The organism is Ideonella sp., from assembly GCF_041287625.1.
Lineage (GTDB): Bacteria > Pseudomonadota > Gammaproteobacteria > Burkholderiales > Burkholderiaceae_C > Ideonella.
Genome location: NZ_JBGGNH010000031.1, coordinates 42536 through 67352 on the forward strand (window position 1 = coordinate 42536; position 24817 = coordinate 67352).

Annotated in this window: 26 protein-coding genes, 1 tRNA gene and 1 riboswitch; of the genes, 9 read left to right on the top strand and 18 right to left on the bottom strand. The window is 65.5% G+C overall.

Annotated features, from left to right (window positions below):
• Nucleotides 1–59: 59 nt before the first annotated feature.
• Nucleotides 60–185: riboswitch (glycine riboswitch) on the bottom strand.
• A 191-nt stretch (nucleotides 186–376) separates the two neighbouring features.
• The gene (locus ACAH41_RS12195; protein ID WP_325651066.1) at nucleotides 377–595 is read right to left on the bottom strand and encodes a DUF3563 family protein; all 219 of its coding nucleotides are present in this window, start codon (nucleotides 593–595) and stop codon (nucleotides 377–379) included.
• 453 nt (nucleotides 596–1048) lie between these two features.
• Between ACAH41_RS12195 and ACAH41_RS12200 the strand changes: the two genes are divergently transcribed.
• Together ACAH41_RS12200 and ACAH41_RS12205 are read left to right on the top strand one after the other, a co-directional pair.
• Complete coding sequence (locus ACAH41_RS12200; protein WP_325651068.1) at nucleotides 1049–1291, top strand: hypothetical protein; 243 nt, start codon at nucleotides 1049–1051, stop codon at nucleotides 1289–1291.
• Nucleotides 1292–1571: 280 nt separating this feature from the next.
• A complete protein-coding gene (locus ACAH41_RS12205) occupies nucleotides 1572–1790 on the top strand; it encodes a hypothetical protein (protein WP_325651070.1) in 219 nt (72 codons plus the stop codon).
• A 9-nt stretch (nucleotides 1791–1799) separates the two neighbouring features.
• Here the strand turns inward: ACAH41_RS12205 and ACAH41_RS12210 are convergent, their stop codons facing one another.
• Complete coding sequence (locus ACAH41_RS12210; RefSeq protein WP_370538308.1) at nucleotides 1800–2162, bottom strand: hypothetical protein; 363 nt, start codon at nucleotides 2160–2162, stop codon at nucleotides 1800–1802.
• Between the two features lie 187 nt (nucleotides 2163–2349).
• Between ACAH41_RS12210 and ACAH41_RS12215 the strand changes: the two genes are divergently transcribed.
• From ACAH41_RS12215 to ACAH41_RS12230, 4 genes are all read left to right on the top strand, one after another.
• Nucleotides 2350–2511: a hypothetical protein gene (locus ACAH41_RS12215; RefSeq protein ID WP_370538309.1), complete on the top strand. Its 162-nt coding sequence runs from the start codon at nucleotides 2350–2352 to the stop codon at nucleotides 2509–2511.
• Nucleotides 2512–2869: 358 nt separating this feature from the next.
• Nucleotides 2870–2940, top strand: a tRNA-His gene (locus ACAH41_RS12220).
• A 43-nt stretch (nucleotides 2941–2983) separates the two neighbouring features.
• Nucleotides 2984–3232 (top strand): hypothetical protein, encoded by a 249-nt coding sequence (locus tag ACAH41_RS12225; protein WP_325651074.1) that lies wholly within the window; start codon nucleotides 2984–2986, stop codon nucleotides 3230–3232.
• Between the two features lie 148 nt (nucleotides 3233–3380).
• On the top strand, nucleotides 3381–3581 hold the full coding sequence (locus ACAH41_RS12230) for a hypothetical protein (protein WP_325651076.1): 201 nt from the start codon (nucleotides 3381–3383) through the stop codon (nucleotides 3579–3581).
• 112 nt (nucleotides 3582–3693) lie between these two features.
• On the opposite strand, the gene ACAH41_RS12235 is transcribed toward ACAH41_RS12230, so the two are convergent.
• Nucleotides 3694–4791, bottom strand: coding sequence for an NAD(P)/FAD-dependent oxidoreductase (locus tag ACAH41_RS12235; protein WP_325651078.1), 1098 nt, complete (start codon nucleotides 4789–4791; stop codon nucleotides 3694–3696).
• 167 nt (nucleotides 4792–4958) lie between these two features.
• Here ACAH41_RS12235 and ACAH41_RS12240 point away from each other — a divergent pair, with 167 nt between their 5' ends.
• Nucleotides 4959–6614 (top strand): tannase/feruloyl esterase family alpha/beta hydrolase, encoded by a 1656-nt coding sequence (locus ACAH41_RS12240; protein ID WP_325651080.1) that lies wholly within the window; start codon nucleotides 4959–4961, stop codon nucleotides 6612–6614.
• A gap of 20 nt (nucleotides 6615–6634) precedes the next feature.
• Here ACAH41_RS12240 and ACAH41_RS12245 read toward each other — a convergent pair whose 3' ends face one another.
• The 7 genes from ACAH41_RS12245 to ACAH41_RS12275 all read right to left on the bottom strand — a co-directional run bounded on the left by ACAH41_RS12245 (nucleotide 6635) and on the right by ACAH41_RS12275 (nucleotide 14048).
• Nucleotides 6635–7606 carry a tripartite tricarboxylate transporter substrate binding protein gene (locus ACAH41_RS12245; protein ID WP_370538310.1) on the bottom strand — a complete coding sequence of 324 codons (972 nt, stop codon included), beginning with the start codon at nucleotides 7604–7606 and terminating at the stop codon, nucleotides 6635–6637.
• Between the two features lie 157 nt (nucleotides 7607–7763).
• Nucleotides 7764–8246, bottom strand: coding sequence for a GreA/GreB family elongation factor (locus ACAH41_RS12250; protein ID WP_325651084.1), 483 nt, complete (start codon nucleotides 8244–8246; stop codon nucleotides 7764–7766).
• Between the two features lie 135 nt (nucleotides 8247–8381).
• Nucleotides 8382–9059: a substrate-binding domain-containing protein gene (locus tag ACAH41_RS12255; protein WP_325651086.1), complete on the bottom strand. Its 678-nt coding sequence runs from the start codon at nucleotides 9057–9059 to the stop codon at nucleotides 8382–8384.
• Between the two features lie 169 nt (nucleotides 9060–9228).
• Nucleotides 9229–9573 carry a hypothetical protein gene (locus ACAH41_RS12260; protein ID WP_325651087.1) on the bottom strand — a complete coding sequence of 115 codons (345 nt, stop codon included), beginning with the start codon at nucleotides 9571–9573 and terminating at the stop codon, nucleotides 9229–9231.
• Between the two features lie 117 nt (nucleotides 9574–9690).
• A complete protein-coding gene (locus tag ACAH41_RS12265; RefSeq protein WP_325651088.1) occupies nucleotides 9691–9885 on the bottom strand; it encodes a hypothetical protein in 195 nt (64 codons plus the stop codon).
• Between the two features lie 297 nt (nucleotides 9886–10182).
• Nucleotides 10183–11979 carry an NAD(P)/FAD-dependent oxidoreductase gene (locus tag ACAH41_RS12270; RefSeq protein WP_325651090.1) on the bottom strand — a complete coding sequence of 599 codons (1797 nt, stop codon included), beginning with the start codon at nucleotides 11977–11979 and terminating at the stop codon, nucleotides 10183–10185.
• A gap of 167 nt (nucleotides 11980–12146) precedes the next feature.
• A complete protein-coding gene (locus tag ACAH41_RS12275; RefSeq protein WP_325651091.1) occupies nucleotides 12147–14048 on the bottom strand; it encodes a sigma-54-dependent Fis family transcriptional regulator in 1902 nt (633 codons plus the stop codon).
• A 227-nt stretch (nucleotides 14049–14275) separates the two neighbouring features.
• On the opposite strand from ACAH41_RS12275, the gene ACAH41_RS12280 reads away from it, so the two are divergent.
• Complete coding sequence (locus tag ACAH41_RS12280; protein ID WP_325651396.1) at nucleotides 14276–15079, top strand: hypothetical protein; 804 nt, start codon at nucleotides 14276–14278, stop codon at nucleotides 15077–15079.
• Complete coding sequence (locus ACAH41_RS12285; RefSeq protein ID WP_325651093.1) at nucleotides 15076–17373, top strand: ATP-dependent DNA helicase; 2298 nt, start codon at nucleotides 15076–15078, stop codon at nucleotides 17371–17373. Before ACAH41_RS12280 ends, ACAH41_RS12285 begins: the two co-directional genes overlap by 4 nt.
• Before the next feature lie 252 nt (nucleotides 17374–17625).
• On the opposite strand, the gene ACAH41_RS12290 is transcribed toward ACAH41_RS12285, so the two are convergent.
• The 8 genes from ACAH41_RS12290 to ACAH41_RS12325 all read right to left on the bottom strand — a co-directional run bounded on the left by ACAH41_RS12290 (nucleotide 17626) and on the right by ACAH41_RS12325 (nucleotide 24779).
• Nucleotides 17626–18489 carry a hypothetical protein gene (locus ACAH41_RS12290; protein ID WP_325651095.1) on the bottom strand — a complete coding sequence of 288 codons (864 nt, stop codon included), beginning with the start codon at nucleotides 18487–18489 and terminating at the stop codon, nucleotides 17626–17628.
• Nucleotides 18486–20147, bottom strand: a complete 1662-nt coding sequence (locus ACAH41_RS12295; protein WP_325651097.1) for an AAA family ATPase — start codon at nucleotides 20145–20147, stop codon at nucleotides 18486–18488. The genes ACAH41_RS12290 and ACAH41_RS12295 overlap by 4 nt, the downstream gene beginning before the upstream one ends.
• Nucleotides 20148–20415: 268 nt before the next feature.
• On the bottom strand, nucleotides 20416–20808 hold the full coding sequence (locus ACAH41_RS12300) for a nuclear transport factor 2 family protein (protein ID WP_325651099.1): 393 nt from the start codon (nucleotides 20806–20808) through the stop codon (nucleotides 20416–20418).
• 13 nt (nucleotides 20809–20821) lie between these two features.
• On the bottom strand, nucleotides 20822–21127 hold the full coding sequence (locus ACAH41_RS12305) for a hypothetical protein (protein WP_325651101.1): 306 nt from the start codon (nucleotides 21125–21127) through the stop codon (nucleotides 20822–20824).
• A gap of 142 nt (nucleotides 21128–21269) precedes the next feature.
• Nucleotides 21270–22313, bottom strand: coding sequence for a serine hydrolase domain-containing protein (locus tag ACAH41_RS12310; protein WP_325651103.1), 1044 nt, complete (start codon nucleotides 22311–22313; stop codon nucleotides 21270–21272).
• Between the two features lie 459 nt (nucleotides 22314–22772).
• On the bottom strand, nucleotides 22773–23165 hold the full coding sequence (locus ACAH41_RS12315; protein WP_325651105.1) for a nuclear transport factor 2 family protein: 393 nt from the start codon (nucleotides 23163–23165) through the stop codon (nucleotides 22773–22775).
• Between the two features lie 13 nt (nucleotides 23166–23178).
• On the bottom strand, nucleotides 23179–23868 hold the full coding sequence (locus tag ACAH41_RS12320) for a DsbA family protein (protein ID WP_325651106.1): 690 nt from the start codon (nucleotides 23866–23868) through the stop codon (nucleotides 23179–23181).
• Between the two features lie 5 nt (nucleotides 23869–23873).
• On the bottom strand, nucleotides 23874–24779 hold the full coding sequence (locus ACAH41_RS12325; RefSeq protein ID WP_325651108.1) for an MBL fold metallo-hydrolase: 906 nt from the start codon (nucleotides 24777–24779) through the stop codon (nucleotides 23874–23876).
• Nucleotides 24780–24817: the final 38 nt, after the last annotated feature.

Below are 24817 nucleotides of genomic sequence, written 5' to 3' on the forward strand. Positions count from 1 at the left end.
TCAGGCAAAAAGAAAGGGGCAGTGGCCGGAGCCTGCGATGTACTCGCAAGATTCCGGCCACTGCCCCCACTGTCCTTTTGCCTGAGAGATTCACGCCGCGGTTCCCTGCGGCGCTTGCCCCTTCGGCGGCTGCCATCGGCGAAGCCTTTTTGGCCTGCCGTGCAACGCTCTCCAGTTTGTCGAGATGGTTCCAGTCTTTGGGCCTGAGCGTTCTGAGGGGTACGCCTTCGGCAGCTGCAGCAGCGTGTGCTGCAGCTTCTCCTGGAAGAAGATCAGTTTACAGCGGGCGACGCGGCACAGAGGCCGCGGGGCGCACCGGCGCGGCAAATGCCGCACGGAAGGCGCCGAGGATCGCCAGGATCAGGTCGGAACGCACTCAGTGGCTCCAGCTCATCATGCTGAGCTGCGTGTGCGCGCTTTCGACGGTGCCGCGCTCGAGCTGGCGGATGCGGCGCTCAAGGTCGCCCATGTCGACGGCTTGCGACAGGTAGCGCTCGTCGTCTTCACGGCTGACGTCCTGGCCGCGTTGCGAAGAAGTGGTCAGTTGGGCGATGAAACGCCGAACGGTTGCGTAGGTGGTTTGCACGGAGGTCATGGTCTGTTTCCCTTTTGGGGAGATGGAGGGCCATCTCTCGGAGCGGGTGGCTCCGGACAGCCCGGTTGGTTTTTGTATGCAATGCAGTCTAAGGGTTTTCACTGAACCGTGCTGGCGCGGGGTCGCCAGATGAGCACCTGGAAACGGGCGCATTTCACAGTGCAAGGCCTTGTTTTCATTGGCAAAACCGCCTTCTCCCAAGGCCGGGCCCAAAGTGCCTTCGCATCGAGTTATGCACAAACAGCATGACTTTGGAATGCCGCCCGGATCGCACGCCACGGGCCCGGTCGCAGACCACGAGGCCGGATTCCGCCGCCAGACCGCCGACGTTTCATCGGCCAATCGAACCTTCTGCGCGGCCAAACCGGCAACTCGTCGCAACCTGGTCGCACCGCAGTCCGCGGCTTCCTAAAGTCCACTCATCGACACCCCGAACCGCACCAGGAGCCCACCATGACCATCGCCACCACCCGTTTCGCCGCCGCCGCTTCCAGCACCGTTCGCGCCGGTTTCGCCGGGCTGGCCGCCGTCGTCACGCTGACGGTGCTGGCGGGCGTGGGCCACATCGCCGGCCAGCAAGTCCAGGACGTGCAACTGGCCCAGGCCCGCAGCAACGCCGCGACGCTGCTCGCCAGCGCCGTGCCGGCCAACGAAATGCCGCTGCAGATTGTCGTTGTGACCGGCAAGCGGGTCTGACACCCAGTCGCGTCGATCTCCAGCCGAAGGCCCCGCGATGCGGGGCCTTTTTCGTTGTGGCGCCGAACGCCGGCGGGTCGCTGCAGCAGCCGGTCGACGCACCGGCGAGTGGACGTCCCGGTAGACCTTCTCCACACCGTTCAGCCGCCGCCGTTCATCCCTGCGGGCAGCAGTTTGGCCAGGTGCGGCGGCAACTCGTCGCATCCCGGTCGCAAGCGCAAGCGGCGCTGCCTAAAGTCCATCCATCGAAACACGATTTGCAGCCCAGCAGGAGCCTCAAATGACCACCGCCACCAACGTCAACACCCGCGAATTCCAAGCCAGCTCGAAGGCCGCCCGCAGCGGCTTCCTCAGCCTGGCCGCGGGGGTGACTTTCAGCCTGCTGGCCGGCCTGTCGCAGATCGCCAATGCGCAGGCGGACGACGCGCTGATGGCGCAAGCCTCGCAAGGCAATGCAGTCCAGGTCGTCGTGATCTGCGGCAAGCGCAGCGCGGTCTGAGCAAGCTGCTCAGCGCAGTTCCTTCAGCAACTGCTTCAGGCGCTTGCGCCCTTCCGCATTCGTGCCGCGCCAGACTTCCTGTGCCAACGCCAGGAACTGTTGCTCGGAAACGCTGGGAGACTGCGGCGCATGCTCTCCGTCCAACCAGCCCAGCGGCTGCTCGCACGCCACCTCGATCTGATGCGCCAGCTTGTCGCCAATCGGCCGGCTGCTCTTGAGCTGGCTCCACATGCTGGGGCTGATCTGCAGCTGTTGCGCAAAGGCCTGCTCCATGCCCTTGGGCGGCACGCCAGCTCGCATCTGCGATTCGGCATAACGTTGAAACAAGGCCAGCACGTTCTGGCGGCGATTCACGGTGAGGTTGTCTGACACGAAAGCGGTTGTGGCGGCGAAGACACGATCTGGAAGCAAAAGATTGTCGCACCGGCTTGACGCAGAAGTGAAGACTCTTTACAGTTCACCCATTCGCTGCTGAGTGGCTTCCACTGCTTGCAGCGCCGGAACCTTCGGGTTCCACCGATCACCAGGTTTTTCGTTCCAACCCAACTGAAATCTCATCGTGAACTCCGCCGCCTTCATCGCCAATCGTTCGCTGCCCCTTTCGGGCCAGTGCACCGGCATGAGTGCAGGGTTTGCAGGGCTGTTTGCAAGCGTTTGCGGTTCGAGCAGCCATGCCGGTGATCACGGCAACAACACGCCCCCGGGCGAGGCCAGCGCTTAGCGCGCTGCCTCCTACTCGATTCCATCGAGGCCCGGCATCCGAAAGGATCCGGGCCTCGTTGCTTTTGACCTTCTGTCTTTCTTTCCCATCACGGGTGTGTTTCGGCAAAACGGCCGAGCAATGCGCTTTCTCTGTGTGAGAGCGGCCAGGATGTGCGCCACGGGGACGCCCGTGTCGTGCAGCGAGAACACGGCGCAAGCCTTCAGGCCTTGCGTTCGCGCTGGAGCACAACCGTGATGGGAAACCTATGACTTCACGAAGCCTTCGTCGAGCTCACGCTTCGAAGGCGGAAATCGGCCGCAACGATTGGGCGGCACCGGAACCCGTCACCGGAACCTTTCACCACGTGCGCTCAGGTGTGGCCGTAGCTCAATGGCAGAGCTGCGGGTTGTGATCCCGCAGATGTCGGTTCGATCCCGGCCGGTCACCCCTGAGCGCATCGCCATTCAAGAACAACCCCCAGGAGGACATCATGAAAAACGATACCCGGTTCGCCGCCTGGATGGCCAGCCGCAGCGCCCTGATGCTGACGACGGCCGTGATGGCCATCAGCCTGCTTGCCAGCCTGGTGCAGATTGCCGAGATGCAGCGCAGCGGCTCGCTGCTGGCCCGTGCCCAGTTGCCGCAGGCCGCTGCCGCCGTGCCCGCCCTGTGGCCGCTGGACGTGCAAGACGCGCCAGCCTCGGCTGTGACGGCGCCCGGCGGACGTTTCGCCACCTGAAGAACCGTTGCCGGCCGCCACCGTTCATCGGCCGCAAAGGCAACTCAATCACTTGCCGGCCCCGCTTGTCGCAAGACAGTCGCGGCCGGGATGGCGGCTGCCTAAAGTACATCCATCGACACCCACCGCACACCGCAAGGAGCCCCAAATGACCCACTTCATGAACACCAACAGCCTTCGAAGCCGCGCCCCCTTCCTGGCGCTGGCCGCCACCGTCACGCTGACCGTGCTGGCCAGCCTGGGCCACTACGCCGACGGGCAGGTCCAGGCCGAGCAGTTCGCCCAGGCCACGCTGAGCGCCCCGACCCAGGTGGTCGTGGTCACCGGCAAGCGCAGCATCAACGGCTGAGCGCCCCGGCCGTGTGCCGGTGTGAGGCGGCTGTCTGAATGTCAAGTTGATCGACTGGTCCCACTGACCACTCATTCGCCCCGCTACCGCGGGGCTTTTTTTTGCCTGCGCGCTACAGCGCCGCGAGCACCCGCTCGGCAATCGCCAGCGAGGCCGTCAACCCCGGAGACTCGATGCCGAACAGGTTGACCAGCCCGCGCACGCCATGCGCGGCCTCGCCCTGGATCAGAAAGTCGGCCGTGGCCTCGCCCGGCCGGCTGATCTTCGGGCGGATGCCGGCGTAGCCCGGCAGCAACGTGCCGTCCTGCAAGCCGGGCCAGTAGCGCCGGATGGCCGCATAGAACCCATCGGCGCGCGCCGGATCGACCCGGTAGTCCAACGCATCGACCCATTCGACGTCGGGGCCGAAGCGGGCCTGGCCGCCGAGGTCGATGGTCAGGTGCACGCCCAACCCGCCCGGCTCGGGCACCGGGTAGATCAGCCGCGAAAACGGCGAGCGACCAGCCAGGCTGTAGTAGTTGCCCTTGGCCAGGTACAGCGGCGGCACCTGTTCCGCAGGGAAGCCGGCCAGGCCGCTGGCCAACGCCTGTGCGTGCAGGCCAGCACTGTTGACGACCAGGTCCGCGTGGATCGCCATCGGCTGCTCGCCGCCCACCTGCAGCGTGATGCCATCGGCCCCGCATTCGCCGCCCAGCACCGGCGCGTCATAGGCGAGCATGCCGCCGGCCCCCTCGAAGTCGCCCTGCAGCGCCAGCATCAAGCCGTGGCTGTCGACGATGCCGGTGCTGCTGCTCTCCAGCGCGGCCACGCATTGCAGCTGCGGCTCGGCCGCCAGGGCCTGCGCGGCGCTGACCATTGCCAGCTCGCTCACGCCATTGGCATGGCCGGTGGCCTGCAGTCGCTCCAAGATGTCGCGCTGCTCGGCCGATGTCGCGACGATCAGCTTGCCGCAGCGCCGGTGCGCCACGCCGTGGCTGGCGCAGTAGTCGTACAGCAACTGCTTGCCTCGCACGCACAGCTCGGCTTTGAGCGAGCCGGTCGGGTAGTAGATGCCCGCGTGGATGACCTCGCTGTTGCGCGAGCTGGTGCCGCTGCCGATGCAGCGCTCGCGCTCCAGCAGCACGGTCTCAAAGCCACGCAGGGCCAGCGCACGGGCCACCGCCAGCCCGACCACGCCGGCACCGACGACGATGCAATCCACTCGTTCCATCACTCACCCGTTCCTGCAGACCGGCGCACAGTCTCGCAGGTTCGGGAGCGAGGTTCAGAACGCGTGGTGCCACGGTGCGCCACCCCCGTCCTGACGGTTGACACGTCCCGTTGATGCACCAATCATGGCCGGCCCTGACCGACCGCTGGCCACTACTCGCTCACACCATGACACTGCCCTTACCTGTCCGCCTGCGGACCGCATCGGCCTTGCTGTTCGGCTGCCTCGCCTTCGTATCCATCCAGGCCTCGGCGGCCACTGCCGCGAAGCCTTCGCCCGTCAAGCCGGCGCAGGCTTGCAGCAGCCTGTTGAAAGCGGACCTGAGTGCGATTGGTGGTGACGGCAGCCGCGTCGTCAGCGCCAAGGAAACCACCAACGGCGACGCGCCCGTCTGCGCGGTGGAAGGCCAGTTGGCGCCCAGCATCGGCTTCGTGATGACGCTGCCGCTGAAGACCTGGACCGGCCGGTTCCTGCAGGTCGGCTGCGACGGGCTGTGTGGCCGCGCGTCGCTGGAGGTGGGCGCCGCCGAGGGCTGCCCGCCACTGCAGGCGGGCGGCTTTGCCATCGCCTTGACCGACATGGGCCACCAGGGCATGAGCGGCGACTTTGGCCGCGACCCGCAGCAGCGCGCCGACTTCGCGCATCGCGCGGTGCACCTCACCGCACTGGCCGCCAAGCAGTTGATCCGCAACTTCTACGGCAAGCCGGCCGCCAAGTCCTATTTCACCGGCTGCTCGGACGGCGGCCGCGAAGCCTTGATCGAGGCCCAGCGCCATCCGGAAGATTTCGACGGCATCATCGCCGGTGCCGGCGCGCTGAACTTCCAGGTGCAGAACAGCATGTACCACGGCTGGCAGGCGCGCAGCAACACCGGCCCGGACAGCAAGGCTGTGCTCGTGGCCACCAAGCTGCCGCTGTTGCACCAGGCCGTGCTCGCGCAATGCGACAAGCTCGACGGCCAGGCTGACGGCCTGATCGCCAACCCGCGCGCCTGCTACGTGGACCTGGCCCCGTTGCGCTGCGAACCCGGCGTGGCCGCCAGCGCGAAATGCCTGAGCGACGCAGAGCTCGACACCGTGCGCCGCCTGTACGACGGCCCGCGCGACCCCGAAACTGGCGAGCGCCTGACCGTGGCAGGCCCCATGCCCGGCTCCGAGCTGGCCTGGGCCGGCGTGTTCGTGCCGGCCAGCGCCAGCCAGCCCGTCTTCAGCGAACACATCGCGCTGGACGCGCTGCGCAACCTGATCTTCGAGACCGACCCGCCGGCCGACTTCCGCCTGGCCGACCTGCCGTTCGACGGCGCCACCTTCGACCGCCTGCGCGCACGGCACCCGCTGTTCGACGCGACCAACCCCGACCTCTCGGCCTTTGCCAAGGCCGGCGGCAAGCTGATCCTGTGGCATGGCTGGTCAGATCCGCACATCTCGCCGCTGAACACGGTCGCCTACCTCAACGCCGTCCAGCGTGTGATGGGCATCGCGCAGGCCGAGGCCTTCACCCGCCTGTACCTGCTGCCCGGCGTGTACCACTGCGGCAATGGCGAAGGCCCCAGCGCGGTGGACTTCCTGACGCCGCTGCTGGACTGGGTCGAACGCGGCGTGGCACCGCAAGCCGTCGTGGCCCGCGCAATGCCAGGCGCCAAGCTGGCTTCCAACACCCGCCTTCGCCCGGCTTTTTCCTACCCCGCCATGGCGGTGTACGACGGCAAAGGTGACCCGAACAGCGCGAGTAGCTACCAAGGCGTGGTGCCCGCCAGCGTACCGGCCTTGCCTGCCTGGCGTGGTGACGATTTCTTCCGGCCCTACGAACCAGCGCCGCGCTGAGTGCCGGACAAGCCCGTAGCTCACTCCGGCTGGATGTGCGCCTCGCGGATCAGCTTGCCGTAGCGCTGCTGCTCGCTGTTCAGCATCTCGGCGAACATCGTGGTGCTGCCCGGCGCCACGTCGCCGCCGGCCGAGGTCAGCCTGTCCCGCACCTCCGGCTGCGCCAGCGCGTGTTGCACCGCCTGGTGCAGCCTGGTGGCAACGGCTGCCGGCAGGCCCGCGGGTGCGACCAGGCCATACCAGACCGAGGCCTCGAAGCCGGGGAAGCCGGACTCGGCAATCGTCGGCACGTCCGGGAAGATGGCCGAGCGTTGCGGGCTGAGCACTGCCAGCACCTTGAGCTTGCCAGCCTTGGCATGCGGCAGTACTTCCAGCGCATTCAGCGCCACGGTCTGGATGTGGCCGCCGATCACGTCGGTGATGGCCTGCGCGCCGCCTTTGTACGGCACATGGCTGAGGCGGATGCCGGCAGCGCGCTCGAAGAGTTCCATCGCCAGGTGCGGCGTCGAGCCGTTGCCGGGAGAGCCGTAGTCGATGGAATCCGGCTTGGCCTTGGACTGGCTGATCAGCGTCTTGATCGAGTCCACGCCGCCTTGCGCATTGGCCGCGATCACCACCGGCACACGGCCGACCAGCGACACCGCCTGCACCTTGTCCAGCGCATAGGGTGCGGGCTGGAACAGCGTGACATTGGCCGCCAGCGCATTCGCCGCCAGCATCAGCACCTGGCCGTCAGGCGGGCTGTCGATCAGCGACTTGATGGCCAGGTTGGTGCCGGCACCGGGCTTGTTCTCGACGATCACCGGCTGGCCCAGCTCACGCTGCAGCTGCGCTGCCAGCGCGCGGGCAATCGTGTCCACCGCGCCGCCGGCGCTGTAGCCGACGATCAGGTGGACGGGCTTGCTCGGCCAGGCGTCTGCGGCGCGGGCCGAAGCGCCCGCGGCCAGCGCCAAGGTGGCCAGCACGGCTTGCCGGCGGTTGAACTTCATCATGATGTCTCCAGGGTTTGTGTCCCGCGCTCGCCGCAAAGCCAGCCCGTTGGCTGCGGCGATTCTGTGGCCCGTTTCGGCGCGGGCAAGCGCAATGTACCGATAGCTGCTATGCCGATCCGGCATGGGCGACGCCGTTCGGCGTGAACTTGCTTGCAGCTCAGTCAACCCGCAGCACCTCAAACTTCTGCCGGATTGGCGCGACCTGTATCGACACCTCATCACCTTCGCATTTGCCCAGCATGGCCCTGCCCAACGGGGATTCGCTGCTGATGACCTGAACGAGTTGAGCGCCGTTGACCAACTTCATGCTGCCCCCATCCGGGCCGAGAAAGAGCTGTTGCTGCTTGTCGTCGGCATCGACGAGGCAGACCAGCGCGCCGAGCTGTATGCCTTTGCTGGCGTCGTAAGGGCGTGCGCGGAATTGGCGCCAGTTGACCATCGCTTGGCGGATGGCTTCGGCGCGACGGGCTTGGCCGGCGGCCAGGTAGGCGGCTTCGAGCCCCAGTGTGTCGTACTTGTTTTCGGCGATGTTTTCTTCGTGGGTCGCCGTTTCATGGGCCGCCCGCGCTGCCTGTTCGGCCTGCAGCAGGTCTTCGGCGAGCCGTTCCAGCACCTGCTGCTGCAGCAAGGATTTATCCATGATGAAAGCTGGGCATTTCGAACAGGCGGGCGTCAGCCCTCGATTGTGAAAGGCGCCACCCGTGTCCGACGCTTTCTGTGGGCTGCAGGTCAGCTTCCGCCATGGCGCATGGCCAAGCACAAGCGCCTGGCGTCTTCAGGCCGGTGCCATGCCCTGCCGCCGCTTGGCTTCGGCGGTCTCGGCGCTGCCCATGAAGCGCAGCGCTTCGCGCGCCGCTGCGGGATCGGCCGCCTTGGCGCCCACGCCGCCGGAGAACACCGTCATGATCTGTACCGGCGCCGGCATCAGCCCGAGGATCTCGATGCCAGGCAGGTGGATCAGTTCGCTGAGCTGCTGGAAGCCCAGCGCCACTTCGCCGCGCGCCACCAGCGATCCCACGGGCACGCCGGCCGGCGCCTGCAGCAGCCGGTCTTGCAACAGCCCGGTGATGCCCCAGCGCTCGAACAACTGCAGCAGCGCGGTGCCGCTGGGCCCGGTCGAATAGCTGATGCCGGGCGCCGCCAGCACGGCGGCCTTCAGCGCAGCTTCGGTGTCGACGGCCGGCTTGCTCGCGCCCGCCGGCACGGCAATCGCCACCTCCGAGCACACCAGGTCCATCCGGCTGCCGGCCAGCAGATGGCCCTCGGCGACCAGCTTGTCGATCACGTCCGAGGCCAGCACGACCAAGTCAAACGCCTCACCGGCGCGCACGCGCTTGGCGGCGTCCACGCCGCCGACGGATTCGACCTGGACGGCCGCGCCGCCCTGCCGGGCAAAGTCGGCCACCAGCTCGGCCAGCAGTTGCCGCGTGGCCATCGAGGAAATGCAGTTCATTCGGGCTCCAGTGCCCCGCTTGCCGGGGCTCGGCGCGCCGTCGGGCTGGTTTCGGTTGCAGCCCGACAGGCTACACCAGCCCGCGCCGCCGACCTTCGGCAAACCGGCACGGAGTCCAGGCAGCGGGCCGTGGCGGCAGAAGATGCCTGGGAGAAGACCGCAGCGGCGGCTACAGCAGCTCGCGAGGCGTGTCGAAGGACTGCACGCCGACGGCCAGCAGAACGCAGCGCAGTTCCGCGGTCTGTTGATCGCGAGCGCCTTCGATCTTCACATCGCTGTGCGCATGCTTGGCATTCCACTCGCCAGCCAGGTGGTAGGCCGTGACTTCCTTGCAAAGCGCGCGGATCTGCCTGTCCTTGCCGGCGGCCCAGGCTTGGCGCTGGCCACGTTCGTCCTCGATGTAGAGGCTGAAGCCTTTTGAGTCGAACTGGTAGCCGACCGGGTACGAGAGGTGAACACCAAGTGCATACTCAAGGGCCAGGCCGGTGAGGTGTCGCGTTTGAACCAAAGCCATCTTGTCCGGGATCTTTCGTTGGAAGGAATCCGACGATTTTCCCAGACCTTGAGAAAGTGCCGCGACAGGCCTGCCAGACCGCCTGAATCGGTGGCCACAAGCAGGCGGCCGGGCCGTTCACGACAGCTCGGCGATCCGGCGCTGCTGGCTGGCCTCGAAATACAGCCGGCTGGCGGCGCTGTCCGGCGAGGACGCGCCAAAGCGCAGGTGCAGCGAGTCGATCTGGTGGTCTGCCAGCGGGTCGTGGGCAATGCCATCGGCCAGCTCGCGCCAGCTCGCCAGGAAGCGCAGCTTCCACATTTCAGAGGGCATGGAGGCTTGCAAAGCAATCATGAGGAACCAGACAGTGAGGGAGATGAAAGGCGCCGAGGAACGCGGCGATGCGGCTTGGGCCAGCATCTGATCTCGGAGATTGCGGCAGCGTCAGTCGATGCGCAGCAACCTTGTAGGTGCGCGCTGATTGCCAGGGCCACAGCTCGAAGCAGACAGCCCGAAGCATGCCTGGGCACAGCCCCATCCGGTCCAATGAAGAACGCCGTGCCTGCCCGACAGATTTCAGGCTGGCACGGCGCTGCGGCCGTCATGAAACGGCCCGTGCGCTGCTTCGGTTCAGCGCAGGTGGTGCACCGGCGCCAGCCCGTGGACCGGCGTGTCCAGCCCCTCGTAGCGGGCCTTCAGCTGCAGCGACAGGAACTGCGAGTAGTGCCGGCTCTGGTGCAGGTTGCCGCCGTGGATCCACAGGTTGGGCTGCTGCGTGGGTTTCCACATGTTGCGCAGCTCGCCTTCCCAGGGGCCGGGGTCCTTGGTCGTGCCGCTGCCCAGGCCCCAGACCTTGCCCACCTTGTTCGCCACCTCGGGCGACACCAGGTCGGCCAGGAACTGGTTCATCGAACCATAGCCGGTGGCGTAGACGATCAGGTCGGCCGGCAGTTCGGTGCCGTCGGTCAACGTGACGCTCTTGGCGTTGATGTGCTCGATGGTCGTGCGGCTCTTCAGCTTCACGCTGCCATTGGCCACCAGCTCGCTGGCGCCCACATCGATGTAGTAGCCCGAGCCGCGGCGCAGGTACTTCATGAACAGGCCCGAGCCGTCGTCGCCAAAGTCCAGCATGAAGCCGGCCTGTTCCAGCCGCCCGTAGAGCTCGGCATTGCGCCGCTTCATCTCCTCGTACACGGGGATGTGGAAGGTGTGCATGATCTGGTAGGGCACGCTGGCAAAGATCAGGTCGCCGGTGTGGTGGTCAATGCCATTCTTCACGGCCTGCTCGCTGTACAGCCCGCCCAGCGCCAGCTCCATCAGCGAGTCCGAAGGCGCGATGTGCGTGCTGCTGCGCTGGACCATGGTCACGTCCACGCCCTGCTCCACCATCGCGGCGCAGATGTCATGCGCGCTGTTGTTGCTGCCCAGCACCACCACCTTCTTGCCCTGGTAGCCCTCGGGGCCGGGGTGCCGGCTGCTGTGGTGCTGCTCGCCCTGGAAGCCATCGGCGCCAGGCAGCTTGGGCACGTTGGCATAACCCGAAACCCCCAGCGCGAAGACGAGCTGCCTGGGCCGCAGCGTCACATCCTGTCCGGCCCGGTTGACCAGCACGGTCCACTCGCCGCTGGCCTCGTCGAAGCTGGCCTTCTTGGCCACGGTGCTGCCCCAGTAGTTCAGCTCCATCACCTTGGCATACATCTCCAGCCAGTCGCCCACCTTGTCCTTGGGCGCGAACACTGGCCAGTCGTCCGGGAAGGGCAGGTAAGGCAGGTGGTCGTACCAGACCGGGTCATGCAGGCACAGGCTCTTGTAGCGCTTGCGCCAGCTGTCGCCCGGCTTCTCGTTTTTCTCGACGACGATGGTCGGCACGCCCAGGCGCCGCAGCCGCGCGGCGAGGATGATGCCGCCCTGCCCGCCGCCGACGATCACCACGTACGGCTGCTCGTCGTAGCCCAGGCGCGCTTCTTCTTCCTGGCGCCGCTCCAGCCAGCTCTTGCGGCCCGCGTGCACGCCGTGCTCCGCGCCCTTGATGCGGCGCGTGCCCTTCTTCTCCTCGAAGCCCTTCAGCTCCACCATGGTGGTCAGCAGCGTCCAGGCCTTGCCTTCCTTCAGCCGCAGGTGGCCGCGGCCGCGGGCCACCTTAGTTTCGAAGGTGAACCACGCTTCTGTCACGCCGCCGGCCTCGGTGGCTTCGCCGTCGATGGCGAAGTGGGAAGGTGCCGTGTCGGCCAGCCGCGCCTGCAGCATCTCGCGGATCGCGGCCGGGCCTTCCTGCGTGCGGATGTTCCAGGTGAAGGCCACCAGGTCGCGCCAGTAGCCCTCAGGCTGGAACAGCGCCACGGCGGCCTCGATGTTGCCTGCCCCCAGCGCAGCCTCGAAGTCGGCAAGCCAACGCTGCGCGGCAGCCGTCGGATGGATCTCTGTCATCAGTTGTCTCCTGTGTCATCGGCCTCGGGATGGGCCGATCAACCAGGACGTACTCAAGAGCCGTGCCGAGGCGCCGGCACGCGCAAGTCCTTGTCATGCAAGGAAATGGGTGACCCAACCGGGTGTCACAGCGCGGCAGCTGTCACACCCGGGTGCTGTGACACCTGTCACGCTGAGCCTTGGTGATTCGGCGCGACGATGCCGGCGCGTTTCATGCGGCGGTACAGCGTCATGCGGGCCACGCCGAGCCGGCGCGCAGCCAGGCTGACGTTCCACTGTGCGGCGCGCAACTCCTGCAGCAGCGCGTCGTCGCTGCGGTTCGGCAGCTCGGCTTCGACAGCACGCAGCGGCGCGTGCGCAACGCTGGCCAACTCCGGCAGGTCGTGCAGCGAAATCGGTCCGTCGCCGGCCACGCTGGCGGCGCAGTCCAGCACATTCTTCAGCTCGCGCAGGTTGCCCGGCCAGGCGTAGGTGAGCAGCCGCGCCCGCACCTCGGGCAGCAGCGTGCGACCCTGCAGGAAGCGCGTGAGCAGGGACTGCAGGTCGCTGCGCTGGCGCAGCGGCGGCAACGCGATGTGGGCGCCGTTGAGGCGGTAGTAAAGGTCGTCGCGGAAGCGGCCGGCGCGCACCAGCGTTTCCAGCGGCGCATGCGTCGCGGCGATCACGCGGATGTTCACCGGCACCGGCCGCGTGGCACCCACCGGCAGCACCTCGCGCTCGGACAGCACGCGCAGCAGCCGCGCCTGCAAGGGCAGCGGCATGTCGCCAATTTCATCGAGGAACAGCGTGCCGCCGTCGGCCTCGGGAATGAGGCCGCGCTTGCCCCTGGGCGCCGCGCCACTGAAGCTGCCCGGCAGGTGGCCGAACAGCTCGCTCTCGATCAGGCTTTCGGGAATGGCCGCGCAATTCACCGCAACGAAAGGCCGCGCCCGACGCTCGCCGCTGGCGTGCATGGCCTTGGCGAAATACTCCTTGCCAGAGCCGGTCTCGCCGGTGATCAGCAGGTTCACCGGCGAGTTGACCAGCCGCGCGGCGCGCTCGATCTGCCGGTCCAGCGCCGCGTCCCCGGCGGAGAGTGCGGCCAGCGGCGCCGGCACCGGCCGCTCGGGCTGGCCGCGCGGTGCCACAGGCCTGGGTGGTGGTGGCGTGGCCGACAGGAACAGCAGTTCGCGGCCACCGCTGCGCATCACCGCACGCTGGTCCGAAGGCTGGGCCATCACGAAGCGGCCGATCTGCTCGAAGCGCGCCTCGAACAGCGCATCGAAGGCCTGGCCGACCAAGGGCCGCGTGCCCTGCAGCGCCAGCTGCCCGCGCCGGTTGTGGCCCACCACGCGGCCCGCGCTGTCCAGCGCCAGCAGGTACTCGGGGTTCACGTCCACGAAATGCGGCGCGGCCGAGAGGCGCAGCACCCAGTCGTGCCGGTGCCGCTGCAGGAAAGCCGCGCTCTCGATCTGCTGTGCATAGAGCTTCACCAACTGCAGCGCCAGGCCCTGACTGCCCTTGGGGCCGGCGGCGCTGAGCGCGCTGATGTCCAGCACCGCGGCCAGCTCGCCCCGCGCGTCATAGACCGGACTGGTGGTGCAGGTCAGCGGAATGTGGGTCGCGTCGAAGTGGTCGTCCAGGTGCACCGTCAGCGCCTCGCCGGTGCTGATGCAGGTGCCCACGCCGCAGGTGCCGGCATGCTGCTCGCTCCAGTCGGCGCCCAGGAACAGCCCTGCCTTGCGCAGGCCGGGTTCGATCTGCAGGTCGCCGATGAAGTCCACCGTCACGCCACGCGCGTCCGTCAGCAGCACCACATAGCCCAGACCCGCCACCTGCTGGTACAGCGTCTCCAGCCCGCGGCGTGCAATGTGGATGAACGCCTCCATCTGGTCCTGGTGCTCGCGCAGCTGGCCCTGCGGCAGGATCACCGCCTCCTGCATGCGCGTCGGGTCCAGTTGGTGCTCGTGCACGCAGCGGTGCCAGGAATCGCGGATGACCTGTTCGTGGCGCAGCGCAGCCTGCGCCTGCACCCCCAGGTCGGCCACCTGCATCACAGTGGCAATGTGCTCGCGTTGGGCTGGGTACATCGTGGCACCATCGCCCCGACCCGCGACGCTGTCAACGCGGGGTTTCCGCCTTCCGGACCCGCACCGCTCAAACAGCGCTCGCGGAGCGACGGATACTGTATTTATAATCAGTGTCCATGCCGGACCCGACCTCTGCCGCCTTGGCCATGCCGCCGCCGCCCCAGCTGATCCTGCCCGCTCCACCGAGCCCGCACACCTCGCTGACCCGTGTTCACCGCACGCGGCTGATGCAGGTCTGGCGCTCGGCCGGCTGGCCCTGCAAAGACGGCATCGAGATCGACCTGCTGGCCGCCGGTCTGCTGGCGCTGCAGGTGAATGCCGATGGCCGCGAGGCGCTGCGGCTGACCGAAGCCGGCATTCAGCTGCTGGCCGAGTCGCGCCAGCAGAACACCCGCGCGCTCAGTGGCCATGACCGGCTGGCCCAGAAGTTCGCCGAGCACCTGTTGGGCAGCGGCCGCATCGTCTGGCGCGAGCTGTCGCTGCGGGCCCAGATCGAAACCCCGGCTCCTGCCGCAGCCCTGAACACCGGGGACTCACCCGCCCCGCTGTTGGCCGCCGAGCCGCTGCCGCTGTGGGCCGACGAAGAAGCGCTGCAGAAGGCCGCGAAAAACACCTGGCGCATGGCCAGGCCGGACCTGTTCTCAGTGCGCAACACCTCGGTCGAGGCCTACCTGCAGCCGATGGTGCACGAGATCAAGTTCAGCCGCGCGGACCTGCTGTCCGACCTGCGCCACGAGGCCAAGCGCCAGGCCTACCAGTGGCTGTGCTGCGAGTGCTACTACGTCTTCCCGGCAGGGGTGGCCAAGCCCAACGAGATCCCCAGCGAATTTGGCGTGTGGGTGCTGCACGGCAGCCTGAAGGAAGGCCGCTTCGAGCTGCTGCGCCCGGCCCGCCACATGGGCTGCACGCTGCCCTTCCCGGTCTGGCTGGCCCTGGCCAAGGCCACGCCGCTGCGGGCCGACGAACTCGAAGCGCCACAGGCCACGCTGGGCGAAGCCGGCGACCAAGCCGCTGCAGGCTCATCGCCATGATCTACACCGTCGCCGTGCGCGAGCTGTGTGAATTCACGGCCAAGCAAGGCGACCTGGACCTGCGCTTCACGCCCGCGCCCACCGCGGCAGAAGGCATTGCCGGCCACGCGCTGGTGGCCGGCCGGCGCGGCGAAGGCTACGAAGCCGAAGTCAGCCTGAGCGGCCAGTTCGAGCAGGCCGGCGTGACGCTGCAGGTGCGCGGCCGGGCCGATGGCTTCGACGCCCGCCGCCAGCGCCTCGAAGAGATCAAGACCCACAAGACCCGGCTCGAACTGCAGCCCGATTCGCACCGCCAGCTGCACTGGGCGCAGCTCAAGTTCTACGGCTGGCTGCTGTGCGCGCAGCAAGGCCTGGCCGAGCTGGAGCTGGCCCTCGTCTACCTGCACATTGGCAGCCAGCAGGAAACCGTGCTGCTGCAGCGCTGCAGCGCCGCCGAGCTGCGCCAGCACTTCGAGCTGCACTGCCAGCGCTTCCTGCTGTGGGCCCAGGCCCAGCTGGCCCACCGCGCCGCGCGGGACGCTGCGCTGCAAAGCCTCAGCTTCCCGTTCAGCGACTTCCGGCGCGGCCAGCGCCCCCTCGCCAAGGCCGTCTACCAGACGGCTGCCGCCAGCGGCTGCCTGCTGGCGCAGGCGCCCACCGGCATTGGCAAGACGCTGGCCACGCTGTTCCCGCTGCTGAAGGCCGCGCCCACGCAGCAGCTGGACAAGGTGTTTTTTCTGGCCGCCAAGACCTCCGGCCGCGCGCTCGCGCTGCAGGCGCTTCGCGCACTGTCGCCAACAAAGGAGGCGCCGGAATCACCCCCTCTGCGCGTGCTGGAACTGGTCGCCCGCGACAAGGTCTGCGAGCACCCCGGCCAGGCCTGCCACGGCGAAGCCTGCCCGTTGGCCAAGGGCTTCTACGACCGGCTGCCCGCGGCTCGCACAGCAGCCGTCGCCGAGGCTGGCCTGCTGGACCAGGCCCGCGTGCGCAGCGTCGCGCAGCAGCACGCCGTCTGCCCCTACTACCTGAGCCAGGAGCTGGCGCGCTGGGCGGACGTGGTGGTGGGTGACTACAACTACTACTTCGACAGCAGCGCGCTGCTGCACCACCTCACCCAGGCCAACCAGTGGCGCGTGGCGCTGCTGGTGGACGAAGCGCACAACCTGGTCGAGCGCGGCCGCAAGATGTACACCGCCGAGCTGCAGCCGCTCACGCTGGCCCAGGCCCGCCGCGCGCCCGCCGCCAAGGCCCGCCCGCCACTGAAGCGCGCACTGGACAAACTGCGCCGCTGCTGGGCCGCGCTGGACACACCCGAGGCCGAGGACTACCGCTGCCTGGCCACACCACCCCATCCGCTGCTGGACGCGCTGCAGCAGGCCACCAGCGTGCTGAACGACCACTTCGCCGAACACGCCGCCGAGTCCGACGCCGCGCTGCAAGCCTTCTACTTCGAAGCCCTGCACTTCACCCGCCTGGCCGAAAGCATGGACAGCCATTCGCTGTTCGATCTGACCCGGCAGCAAGGAGCACCGCGCGGCGGCCCGGCCAGCCTGCTGTGCCTGCGCAACCTGCTGCCCGCCCCCTTCCTGGCCCCGCGCTTCGCCGCGGCCCACTGCAGCACCCTCTTCTCCGCCACGCTGCAACCCGCCCGCTACTACGGCGACCTGCTGGGCCTGCCGGAAGACCACCGCTTCATCGACGTCGAAGCCCCGTTCGAAGCCTCGCAGCTGCAGGTCCAGGTCGCCCGCCACATCTCCACCCGCTACCCGCACCGCCAGTCCTCGCTGCAGCCCATCGCCTCGCTCATCGCCAAGCAATGCGCCGAGCGCCCCGGCAACTACCTGGCCTTCTTCAGCAGCTACGACTACCTGCAGCAGGTGGCCGAACTTCTGGCCGAACAGCAGCCCGCATTGCCGCTGTGGCGGCAGACCCGCCAGATGAGCGAAGCCGCGCAACACGACTTCCTCGCCCGCTTCACCGAAGCCGGCCAAGGCATCGGCTTCGCCGTGCTGGGTGGTTCATTCTCGGAAGGCATCGACCTCCCCGGCCGCCGCCTCATCGGCGCCTTCGTCGCCACCCTCGGCCTGCCCCAGGTCAACCCGGTGAACGAACAACTCCGCCACCGCCTGCAAACCCTCTTCGGCGCCGGCTACGACTACGCCTACCTCTACCCCGGCCTGCAGAAGGTGGTGCAAGCAGCAGGCCGCGTGATCCGCACGCCGGAAGACCAAGGCGTGGTGCATTTGATTGATGACCGGTTCGCGCGGCGGGAGGTGCAGGCGTTGTTGCCGGGGTGGTGGTCGGAGCGTTGTTAAGTGAAGATCCAGGCAAGATCGATACTCACGCCCCAGAGGCTGTGACGAGGATCAGGGCTGCCATGCCGAACCGCGGGGAAGTACCGAATAGCAGCGGGTGCTGGCCTCGAGCGCGCGGCAAATAATTGCTATCGCAACACACCCCCATCTGCTGTTCGTTGCTCGGCTTCCGTCTCGTCGACCTGGGATTATGGCTTCATAGCGAGCGCAGTATAGGTCTCGCGCTTTCCTAGCTTCTGAAAGCTGCCATCTTTACCCAAGCGGCGCATCGGCTGGCCTTACCGTATTCGAAAGACGGCTAGTGAGCCAAGCGAGGGTTGGGGGCTCAAGGAGCCCACGAACGAACACCGAGTTCCAATTGTTTTTCCCTCCGTGCGAGTCGTCCAGCTTGGCCAATTCAGCCGAGAGCGCCCGTTGTACATCAGCCTCCGTGACAAAGTTTTTCTCGAATGCTCGTACCGCTAGGCTAGGCTTCCGAAACAGGTTACTCCAGCGATCCGCAAGGTATCCTTTGATGGCTGATTTCTGAATGATCTCGCGCACGTGAAATGAGATTGCAGCGTATTGGACGTGCGTCCGAGGAATGGTGAGTTCTAGCGACACTCTCGGAACTGCACCAAGATCATCAAACTGAGCGCGAACAATTCGCTCGTTCATACATTCGTCGTAGTACGGATGAAGGATTCGTTCGCCCGGTTGATCTCCATGGAGCTTCTCCCCGCGTTTGCTGTTGCACTTGCAAGCAGGGACGAGGTTTTTTGAAAACACCGCAAACTGGGGAAATGTATTCTTGGAAAGATAATGGTCAAGGGTCCCGCTATGCAAAGAGCCACACATCGAACATTCGCGCGAGTCCGAGACTTTGCGCATTGCCTTAATAAAGCCAATGTCCTTCGGGGGCGAATTGAAATGTCCAAGCAGATATGCCGCCTGATCATTCGTCGGTGGCCGAAATACAAAAATCGGGGAGTCAAATGAATCTTTGTACGCTTTGTATGCCGCTCTCACTGGTACTACGAGGTCTTTCAGATGAGGAAAGCTTTTCAGTCGCGTATTGTTGACGAGGCCAATGAATGCAGACTCATCATCGGTAGTCGGAACGTCAAGCTTTTTCAATCGGACGCTCCGTCTTCCACCTCTGCCCGTAACGAGTTGAGCATCTCCAGCGACAGTTCGTCCTTGTATCGCTCATATAGCTGATGCCAAGTCCAGTCCTTAGCGATCAGTTTAGCCCTCAAAAGCTTCGCCATACGGGACGGCTGATCCTCCCCGAAAACAAAGTATGAGATCGCCCCAACGTCTGCACCGAATGTTTTAAGCCTCGGATGCAAGGCCTGCACGACCTGGTCTTCATCAACTGTCAAGACCGTGACTTGCTCTTGGAAAACTTCGCGGACGAAGTAAGCGGAGTGCGTCGCGATGATGGCGATCGAGCCGGTCAACTCAAGAAGATGGTCCAGCAACGATGCAAACCGCGCGATGAAATTGGGGTGTAGATGCGTCTCAGGTTCGTCGAGGAGTAGCAATGAACCGTTTTCAATGTGTAGGCTGGCTTGAGCTGCAAACTTGAGGAAAGAGATCTCTCCACTACTGAGTGGATAGCCCTTGCCGGCCACGACACGGGCAGGTTCCTTCTTGGTATCAATGGCCGCAAACCTCTCTAGCAGTTCCTGCTCGCCACCGGCGGCAAGGCTTCGCACCGGGACGAAGGGCTCATCAGCCCGTGTGCCGACCAAATGTATCTGCTCATATTCATATATTGCACGAACTGCTTGACTGAATATTCTCCAGCGGCTCTCGTTGGCGACGCTTTCACTCGATCTTGCAAGCTGTGAAATCAGATCCGACACGTGATCATTGCGCCCTGCCCGACTCGTACGGTTCAGCGAATAGCGGCGATACCAAATCTTCGGTCTCTGCCTTTTCTCGGTGGGAAAGACCGACTCCGACTCGTTAGTTGGCGCAAAGGCGAGTATGCGATTGATCTCGGGCCTTCCACCGTCAGCACCATTGGTCAGCGCGGCTGACCCGTCGAGAGCGGCCCGCGCGATGCGCCCCAAGGTCTGGCTCTTGCCAACCCCGTTCTTGCCGATGATGACCGCAATACGTTTCGGAATGTCGTCATCAAGATCGAAGTCAAATAAAAGGTCGTGCTCGGAAGCCCGCCCGGGCAGTTGGAAGCTAATGGCAAGTGAGTTGGATACGATTCCGACTTGTTCACTTGCAAGCCCCCGAAGAATCGGACCCGCGTTCTTGAACGCGAAATAGGTGTCTGCATTTCTCATGAAGGAAAGCGAGAACACCTTGGTTTTTGTTGCCAGCCCAAAGATCTCGGCAGACGGCTGAAATTGATTGATCGCAACCAAGTCATTTATGGCAAGCAGTGCGCGCTTCGCGCTATCAGGTCCGACCAACTGAACGAGGCGCCGATAGTGCGCCAAGTCTGGCAGCATCGTGAAGAACTGGAGCTCGCTTGCATTTGCTTGGATCGTGGCCCGCTCTCCCGCCACAAGCTCTTGTAGTAGATCGCGCCCGCTGCGTTTCTTGTCAGATCCAACGAAACCGATAAAGCCACCAATCTCAATCGGTGTCATTGCAGGCACAAGATTGAAGATCAGGTCTACCCGGGTTTGATGTCCAAAGTCGTTCCAGTTGTCGCTCGATGGGACGACCAACACCACGTCAAGCGGCAATTCGGACATTGGCGCGCCGCGCTGTCCAAAAAAAACATTGATGCTTGGGGCACCTTCTTTGCCGGGGGTCTGTTCCGCCATCGAAATATGTTAGCCGACCTCAGGTCGCCCGCGCTGTGCATTCGCAATGGCAGGGGTCAGCTCTTGCATTGCGACATTCAGGGTGCTGTGCTGGACGCGGCAGCCAGCGATGTCGCAACACCTGACCTGACTCTGCCGCTCACGGCGCAAGCCGCCAGCCGCGTGATCAGTACGGCCGGAGGACCAGGGCGAGGTGCAGTTGATCGATGACCGGTTTGCGCGGTACCACGTGCAGGCGTTTTCTTCCTGCCTGATGGGCAAATGGCGCTCAATCCCGCATGGCCCTCGCGACCAGCAAGGTGTCGGTGAACTGCTCGAAGCCGACGATCTTGCCGCCGGCCATGCGCCACACGTGGGTGGCGCGGGCCTGCATCGGCTTGCCGGTCTTGCGGTAGGTGCCCGAATAGGTGCCAACGCCCACCACCTGCTCGCCGCCATCGATGAGTTTCTCCAGCTCGAAGCGGTAGCCCTCCCATGCGCTGCCGAGCACGGCGAACACCTGGGCGACGACCTGGTCGGGGCCGATCCAGGTGCCGGCGCAGGGGAAGCCAGCCATCTCGGTCCAGGCGACATCGGGCGACACGTCGGCCATCATGCCGGCGATGTCCTGGCGGGCCGAAGCAGCATAGTGGTCGGCAACGATTTGCAGGTTCGCTTTCATGGACGCTCCGGGGTCAGAGGGCGCAGCCGTCGGCGTCGCAGCCGAAGCGATGGCCGGCGGAAATGGCGGTCGGCGGCGTTTGCTCGCGCAGCCAGTCATGGAACGCTTGCGGGCGCCCCAGATGACGCGAGGCGTCTACGCTGGTCATCACACCGCCGATGTCCAGCACGAAGCTGGGGAAGCCCTGTGCGCCGACCTTGGCCATCAGGCTGCGGGTCTCTTCAAAATGGGCTTGCACCGCGGCGCCGGTTTGCAGGTCCAGCGCGTCGGCGAACGCAGCGGGCGGCAGGCCGATGGCAGCGGCCACCTCGATCAGCACTGCGCGGTCCGCAATGCGGCGACCTTCGACATAGTGCGCGACCTGCAGCGCGGCGAGCAGGTCCAGCCCGCGGCCGGCCAGGGTCTCGGCGGCTCGTTTTCAGAAGGCATAGACCTCCCCAGCCGCCCGCCTCATCGGCGCCTTATTGGGGTAGAACCAACCCTTGAACTGAATCGAGTAGCGTCCGCGACCACACGTTGTCTCGACTGCCATTGGTCAGATAGACAATCACATAACTGTCACTGAGATTTTCTTTGAACAAGATACGTGCGCGCACCTTGGCGCCGCCGTCGTGTCCAACCTCATTCCACACACCGCTTTTACCGTACTCCCAACCGGATGCAAAGTATCCAACTGCACCATTGGGGAATGAATAAGGCTTCCAGCGCCGAACCAAAGTGTCACGCGAGACAAATCTACCTTCGGTCACGGCGGCAAGAAACGTCGCCATGTCGCTGGCCGTGCTGTAAATATTGCCGTGCGCCACACTGTAGGCAGGCCAGGCAATCGGGATGTCGGGCACAACCCTGTCGTTCTCACCGTGATAGTCGGCTACGAGCCGATCGCGCGGCACACCATCCAGACCGAGCCATGTGTTCTTCAAACCGAGCGGGACAATGATGCGGTCATTTACCAGGTCGCGATAGCCTCTTCCAGTAACAGACTCAAGGATTGCCTCAATGACCAAGAAATTAGTACTCGTGTAGCGCGTTTTTGTACCGGGACGGTCAACGAATGGCTCATCGGACAGACGTTCAAATACGGCATGCAAGGAAGATGGAAATGGCTTTTCTAGATTTCCAGCATCGAAGTATTCGGGGATGCCGGAAACATGGTCGAGGAACTGCTCTACCGTGATCGCACGCCAAGAGGGTGGCAAGTCAGCCACGTAGCGCGATGCGGGCGCATCAAGAAGCACCCGCCCATCATCTACCAGTTGCAACAGCAATGTCGCAGCGAAGAGCTTGGCCGCTGAAAACACAGGGAAGACAGTTTCCTCATTGACAGGAAACCCATCATTGATGGCCGTTGTTCCCAAGTATTGGCGGTAGACAGTTTCACCGTCTTGCAAAACGACCACAGCTTGCGCGGGAATGCCATGCGCTGCCGCATCGTTCTTCACGATGTTGTCAATAGGCGCGCTTGCTGGGCGGTTGGGCGGAACGGCGCAGGAAACGAGTGCCATGGCAGCACACAACGCCATCGCGCATCTAAGTTGGAGCATGCGGAGTCCTTATTCTGTGGCCTACATCCACGCAGGCAAAATTCGGCTCTGAAGGGGCGGTGATTATGGTCACAGAGCCGAGTAAAGCCCTCGCGCAAGTGCCTGGCGTCGGTGTCGACAAGGCAAGCCGGGCTGATGGGGCGGTAGACCAGCGTTGCCAGGGCGTGCCAAGCGCAGCGGGCGCGGGGCTCAGCATGGCGGTGCACGGGCTTGGCTGGCGCGTGGCAGGCGAGGAACGGCGCCTAGTTTGGCCGGGCGCAGGCAGGTCCCTGACGCCAGCCCAAAAAGCACGGGCGCTGGCTCACATGGAGGCAGCGCCCGCGGGTCGGTTGAGGACCTGGCTACATCACGTAGGCAGGTCCCTCTCGGACCAAGAGAATGAGGTCCAGGCGCTTGTTTCCTGCTGATGGCAAAAGGCGCTCAGTCCTGCATGGCCTGCGCGACCAGCAAGGTGTCGGTGAACTGCTCGAAGCCGACGATCTTGCCGCTGGCCAGGCGCCACACATGGGTGGCGCGGGCCTGCATCGGCTTGCCGGTCTTGCGGTAGGTGCCTGAATAGGTGCCAACGCCCACCACCTGCTCGCCGCCATCGATGAGCTTCTCCAGCTCGAAGCGGTAGCCCTCCCACGCGCTGCCGAGCACGGTGAACACCTGGGCGACGACCTGGTCGGGGCCGATCCAGGTGCCGGCGCAGGGGAAGCCGGCCATCTCGGTCCAGGCGACATCGGGCGACACGTCGGCCATCATGCCGGCGATGTCCTGGCGGGCCGAAGCAGCATAGTGGTCGGCCACGATTTGCAGGTTCGTTTTCATGGACGCTCCGGGGTCAGAGGGCGCAGCCGTCGGCGTCGCAGGCGAAGCGGCGGTCTGCGGAGATGTCGGTCTGCGGCGTCTGCTCGCGCAGCCAGTCCTGGAACTCCTGCGGCCGGCCCATATGGCGCGAGGCATCCACGCGGGTCATCACACCGCCGATCTCCAGCACGAAGCTGGGAAAGCCTTGCGCGCCGACCTGGGCCATCAGGCTGCGGGTCTCTTCGAAATGGGCTTGCACCGCGGCGCCGGTTTGCCGGTCCAGCGCGTCGGCGAACGGTGCGGGCGGCAGGCCGATGGCACCGGCCAGCTCGATCAGCACCGCGCGGTCCGCAATGCGGCGCCCGTCCACATAGTGCGCAACCTGCAGCGCGGCGAGCAGGTCCAGACCGCGGCCGGCCAGGGCCTCGGCGGCGAGGATGGCGGCGGTGGGTGGCTCGGAATCGAACACCGCCGTGGTGTCGCGCAGCAGGCCGTTGGCATAGGCGTCGCCGAAGGGCTGCCGGCTCAACTGCGCAATCCTGGCGTCATGCGGCATCACGAAGCCGCGCAGCTGCGGGGTCACAGGCTGGCGGCGCGCGCCGGTCATCATGCCGCCACCGTGCGCCTTCACATCGATGACGTCGCGGGCCGCTTTCACCAGCGGCGCGGCGCCGTAGCACCAGCCGCACAGCGGGTCGTAGAAGTAATGCAGGGTGGCGGTCATGGGGCTCACCACTGCATCTCGCCCTTGTTGACCTTGGCGCCGATGTCCAGCGCCAAGCCCATACCGGCCTGTGGGTAGGCCTTCTTCATGGCGTCGATCAGTTCGGCCGCGGTCTTGGCCTTGGCGGCTTCCGCGTCGAAGCGCTGCAGGTAGTCGCGGGTGTAGCGGATCGCGCTGGCGTCCAGGGCGGTGCCGGCGGCCATGTGGCCGGGCACGACGGTGGTGGGCTTCAGTGCCTCGATTTCGTCCAACTGGGCGAACCAGGCTTTGCGCTCGCTGGCCTTTTGCGTGTCGGCCGTCCACACATGGAGGTTGCCGAAGATGGCGATGTTGCCGGCAATGGTCTTGATCGACGGAATCCACACGTAGGGCCGATGCGCCAGCTCGCCGGTGGTGCCGCGCACTTCGACGGTCTCGCCGTCAACGCTCAAGGTGGTGCCCTGCAGCAGCTCGGGCACGATGGGCTTCTGCGGCGCGTTGGCACCCATCTTGGGCGACCAGAAGGCCAGCTTGCCGGCCAGCTTGGCCTGGATCTTGTCGCGCACAGCCGGGGTGGTCAGCACCTGGGCCTGCGGGAAATAGGCCTTCAGCACTTCGGCGCCGAAGTAGAAATCCGGGTCGGCATTGCTGATGAAGATGGTCTTGAGCGTCTTGCCGCTGTCCAGCACATTGGCGGCCACGCGCAGCGCATCGGCGCGGGTGAAGCCGCTGTCGATCACCAGCGCCTCCGTCTTGCCGCTGACCACCACGGCGTTCACGTTGAAGCTGTTGCCGTCGGCGTTGTAGACCTTCACGGCCAGCGGCGCGGCAGTTTCAGCAGCGGCACCTGTGGCAGCGGCGGCAACAACGCCCAGCGTCAGCGCGGGCAGGAAAAAACGGCTGAGTCCGTGGGAAAAGCGGGGCAGGAACATGGTGCGATCTCCGTGGGGGAAGCGAGGAATGGAACGAA

Excerpts from the sequence above, each read along its gene's own strand:
- ACAH41_RS12195 (WP_325651066.1), bottom strand. The coding sequence starts at position 595 with ATGACCTCCGTGCAAACCACCTACGCAACCGTTCGGCGTTTCATCGCC.
- ACAH41_RS12200 (WP_325651068.1), top strand. The coding sequence starts at position 1,049 with ATGACCATCGCCACCACCCGTTTCGCCGCCGCCGCTTCCAGCACCGTT.
- ACAH41_RS12205 (WP_325651070.1), top strand. The coding sequence starts at position 1,572 with ATGACCACCGCCACCAACGTCAACACCCGCGAATTCCAAGCCAGCTCG.
- ACAH41_RS12225 (WP_325651074.1), top strand. The coding sequence starts at position 2,984 with ATGAAAAACGATACCCGGTTCGCCGCCTGGATGGCCAGCCGCAGCGCC.
- ACAH41_RS12230 (WP_325651076.1), top strand. The coding sequence starts at position 3,381 with ATGACCCACTTCATGAACACCAACAGCCTTCGAAGCCGCGCCCCCTTC.
- ACAH41_RS12235 (WP_325651078.1), bottom strand. The coding sequence starts at position 4,791 with ATGGAACGAGTGGATTGCATCGTCGTCGGTGCCGGCGTGGTCGGGCTG.
- ACAH41_RS12240 (WP_325651080.1), top strand. The coding sequence starts at position 4,959 with ATGACACTGCCCTTACCTGTCCGCCTGCGGACCGCATCGGCCTTGCTG.
- ACAH41_RS12245 (WP_370538310.1), bottom strand. The coding sequence starts at position 7,606 with ATGATGAAGTTCAACCGCCGGCAAGCCGTGCTGGCCACCTTGGCGCTG.
- ACAH41_RS12250 (WP_325651084.1), bottom strand. The coding sequence starts at position 8,246 with ATGGATAAATCCTTGCTGCAGCAGCAGGTGCTGGAACGGCTCGCCGAA.
- ACAH41_RS12255 (WP_325651086.1), bottom strand. The coding sequence starts at position 9,059 with ATGAACTGCATTTCCTCGATGGCCACGCGGCAACTGCTGGCCGAGCTG.
- ACAH41_RS12260 (WP_325651087.1), bottom strand. The coding sequence starts at position 9,573 with ATGGCTTTGGTTCAAACGCGACACCTCACCGGCCTGGCCCTTGAGTAT.
- ACAH41_RS12265 (WP_325651088.1), bottom strand. The coding sequence starts at position 9,885 with ATGCCCTCTGAAATGTGGAAGCTGCGCTTCCTGGCGAGCTGGCGCGAG.
- ACAH41_RS12270 (WP_325651090.1), bottom strand. The coding sequence starts at position 11,979 with ATGACAGAGATCCATCCGACGGCTGCCGCGCAGCGTTGGCTTGCCGAC.
- ACAH41_RS12275 (WP_325651091.1), bottom strand. The coding sequence starts at position 14,048 with ATGTACCCAGCCCAACGCGAGCACATTGCCACTGTGATGCAGGTGGCC.
- ACAH41_RS12280 (WP_325651396.1), top strand. The coding sequence starts at position 14,276 with ATGCAGGTCTGGCGCTCGGCCGGCTGGCCCTGCAAAGACGGCATCGAG.
- ACAH41_RS12285 (WP_325651093.1), top strand. The coding sequence starts at position 15,076 with ATGATCTACACCGTCGCCGTGCGCGAGCTGTGTGAATTCACGGCCAAG.
- ACAH41_RS12295 (WP_325651097.1), bottom strand. The coding sequence starts at position 20,147 with ATGGCGGAACAGACCCCCGGCAAAGAAGGTGCCCCAAGCATCAATGTT.
- ACAH41_RS12300 (WP_325651099.1), bottom strand. The coding sequence starts at position 20,808 with ATGAAAGCGAACCTGCAAATCGTTGCCGACCACTATGCTGCTTCGGCC.
- ACAH41_RS12310 (WP_325651103.1), bottom strand. The coding sequence starts at position 22,313 with ATGGCACTCGTTTCCTGCGCCGTTCCGCCCAACCGCCCAGCAAGCGCG.
- ACAH41_RS12315 (WP_325651105.1), bottom strand. The coding sequence starts at position 23,165 with ATGAAAACGAACCTGCAAATCGTGGCCGACCACTATGCTGCTTCGGCC.
- ACAH41_RS12320 (WP_325651106.1), bottom strand. The coding sequence starts at position 23,868 with ATGACCGCCACCCTGCATTACTTCTACGACCCGCTGTGCGGCTGGTGC.
- ACAH41_RS12325 (WP_325651108.1), bottom strand. The coding sequence starts at position 24,779 with ATGTTCCTGCCCCGCTTTTCCCACGGACTCAGCCGTTTTTTCCTGCCC.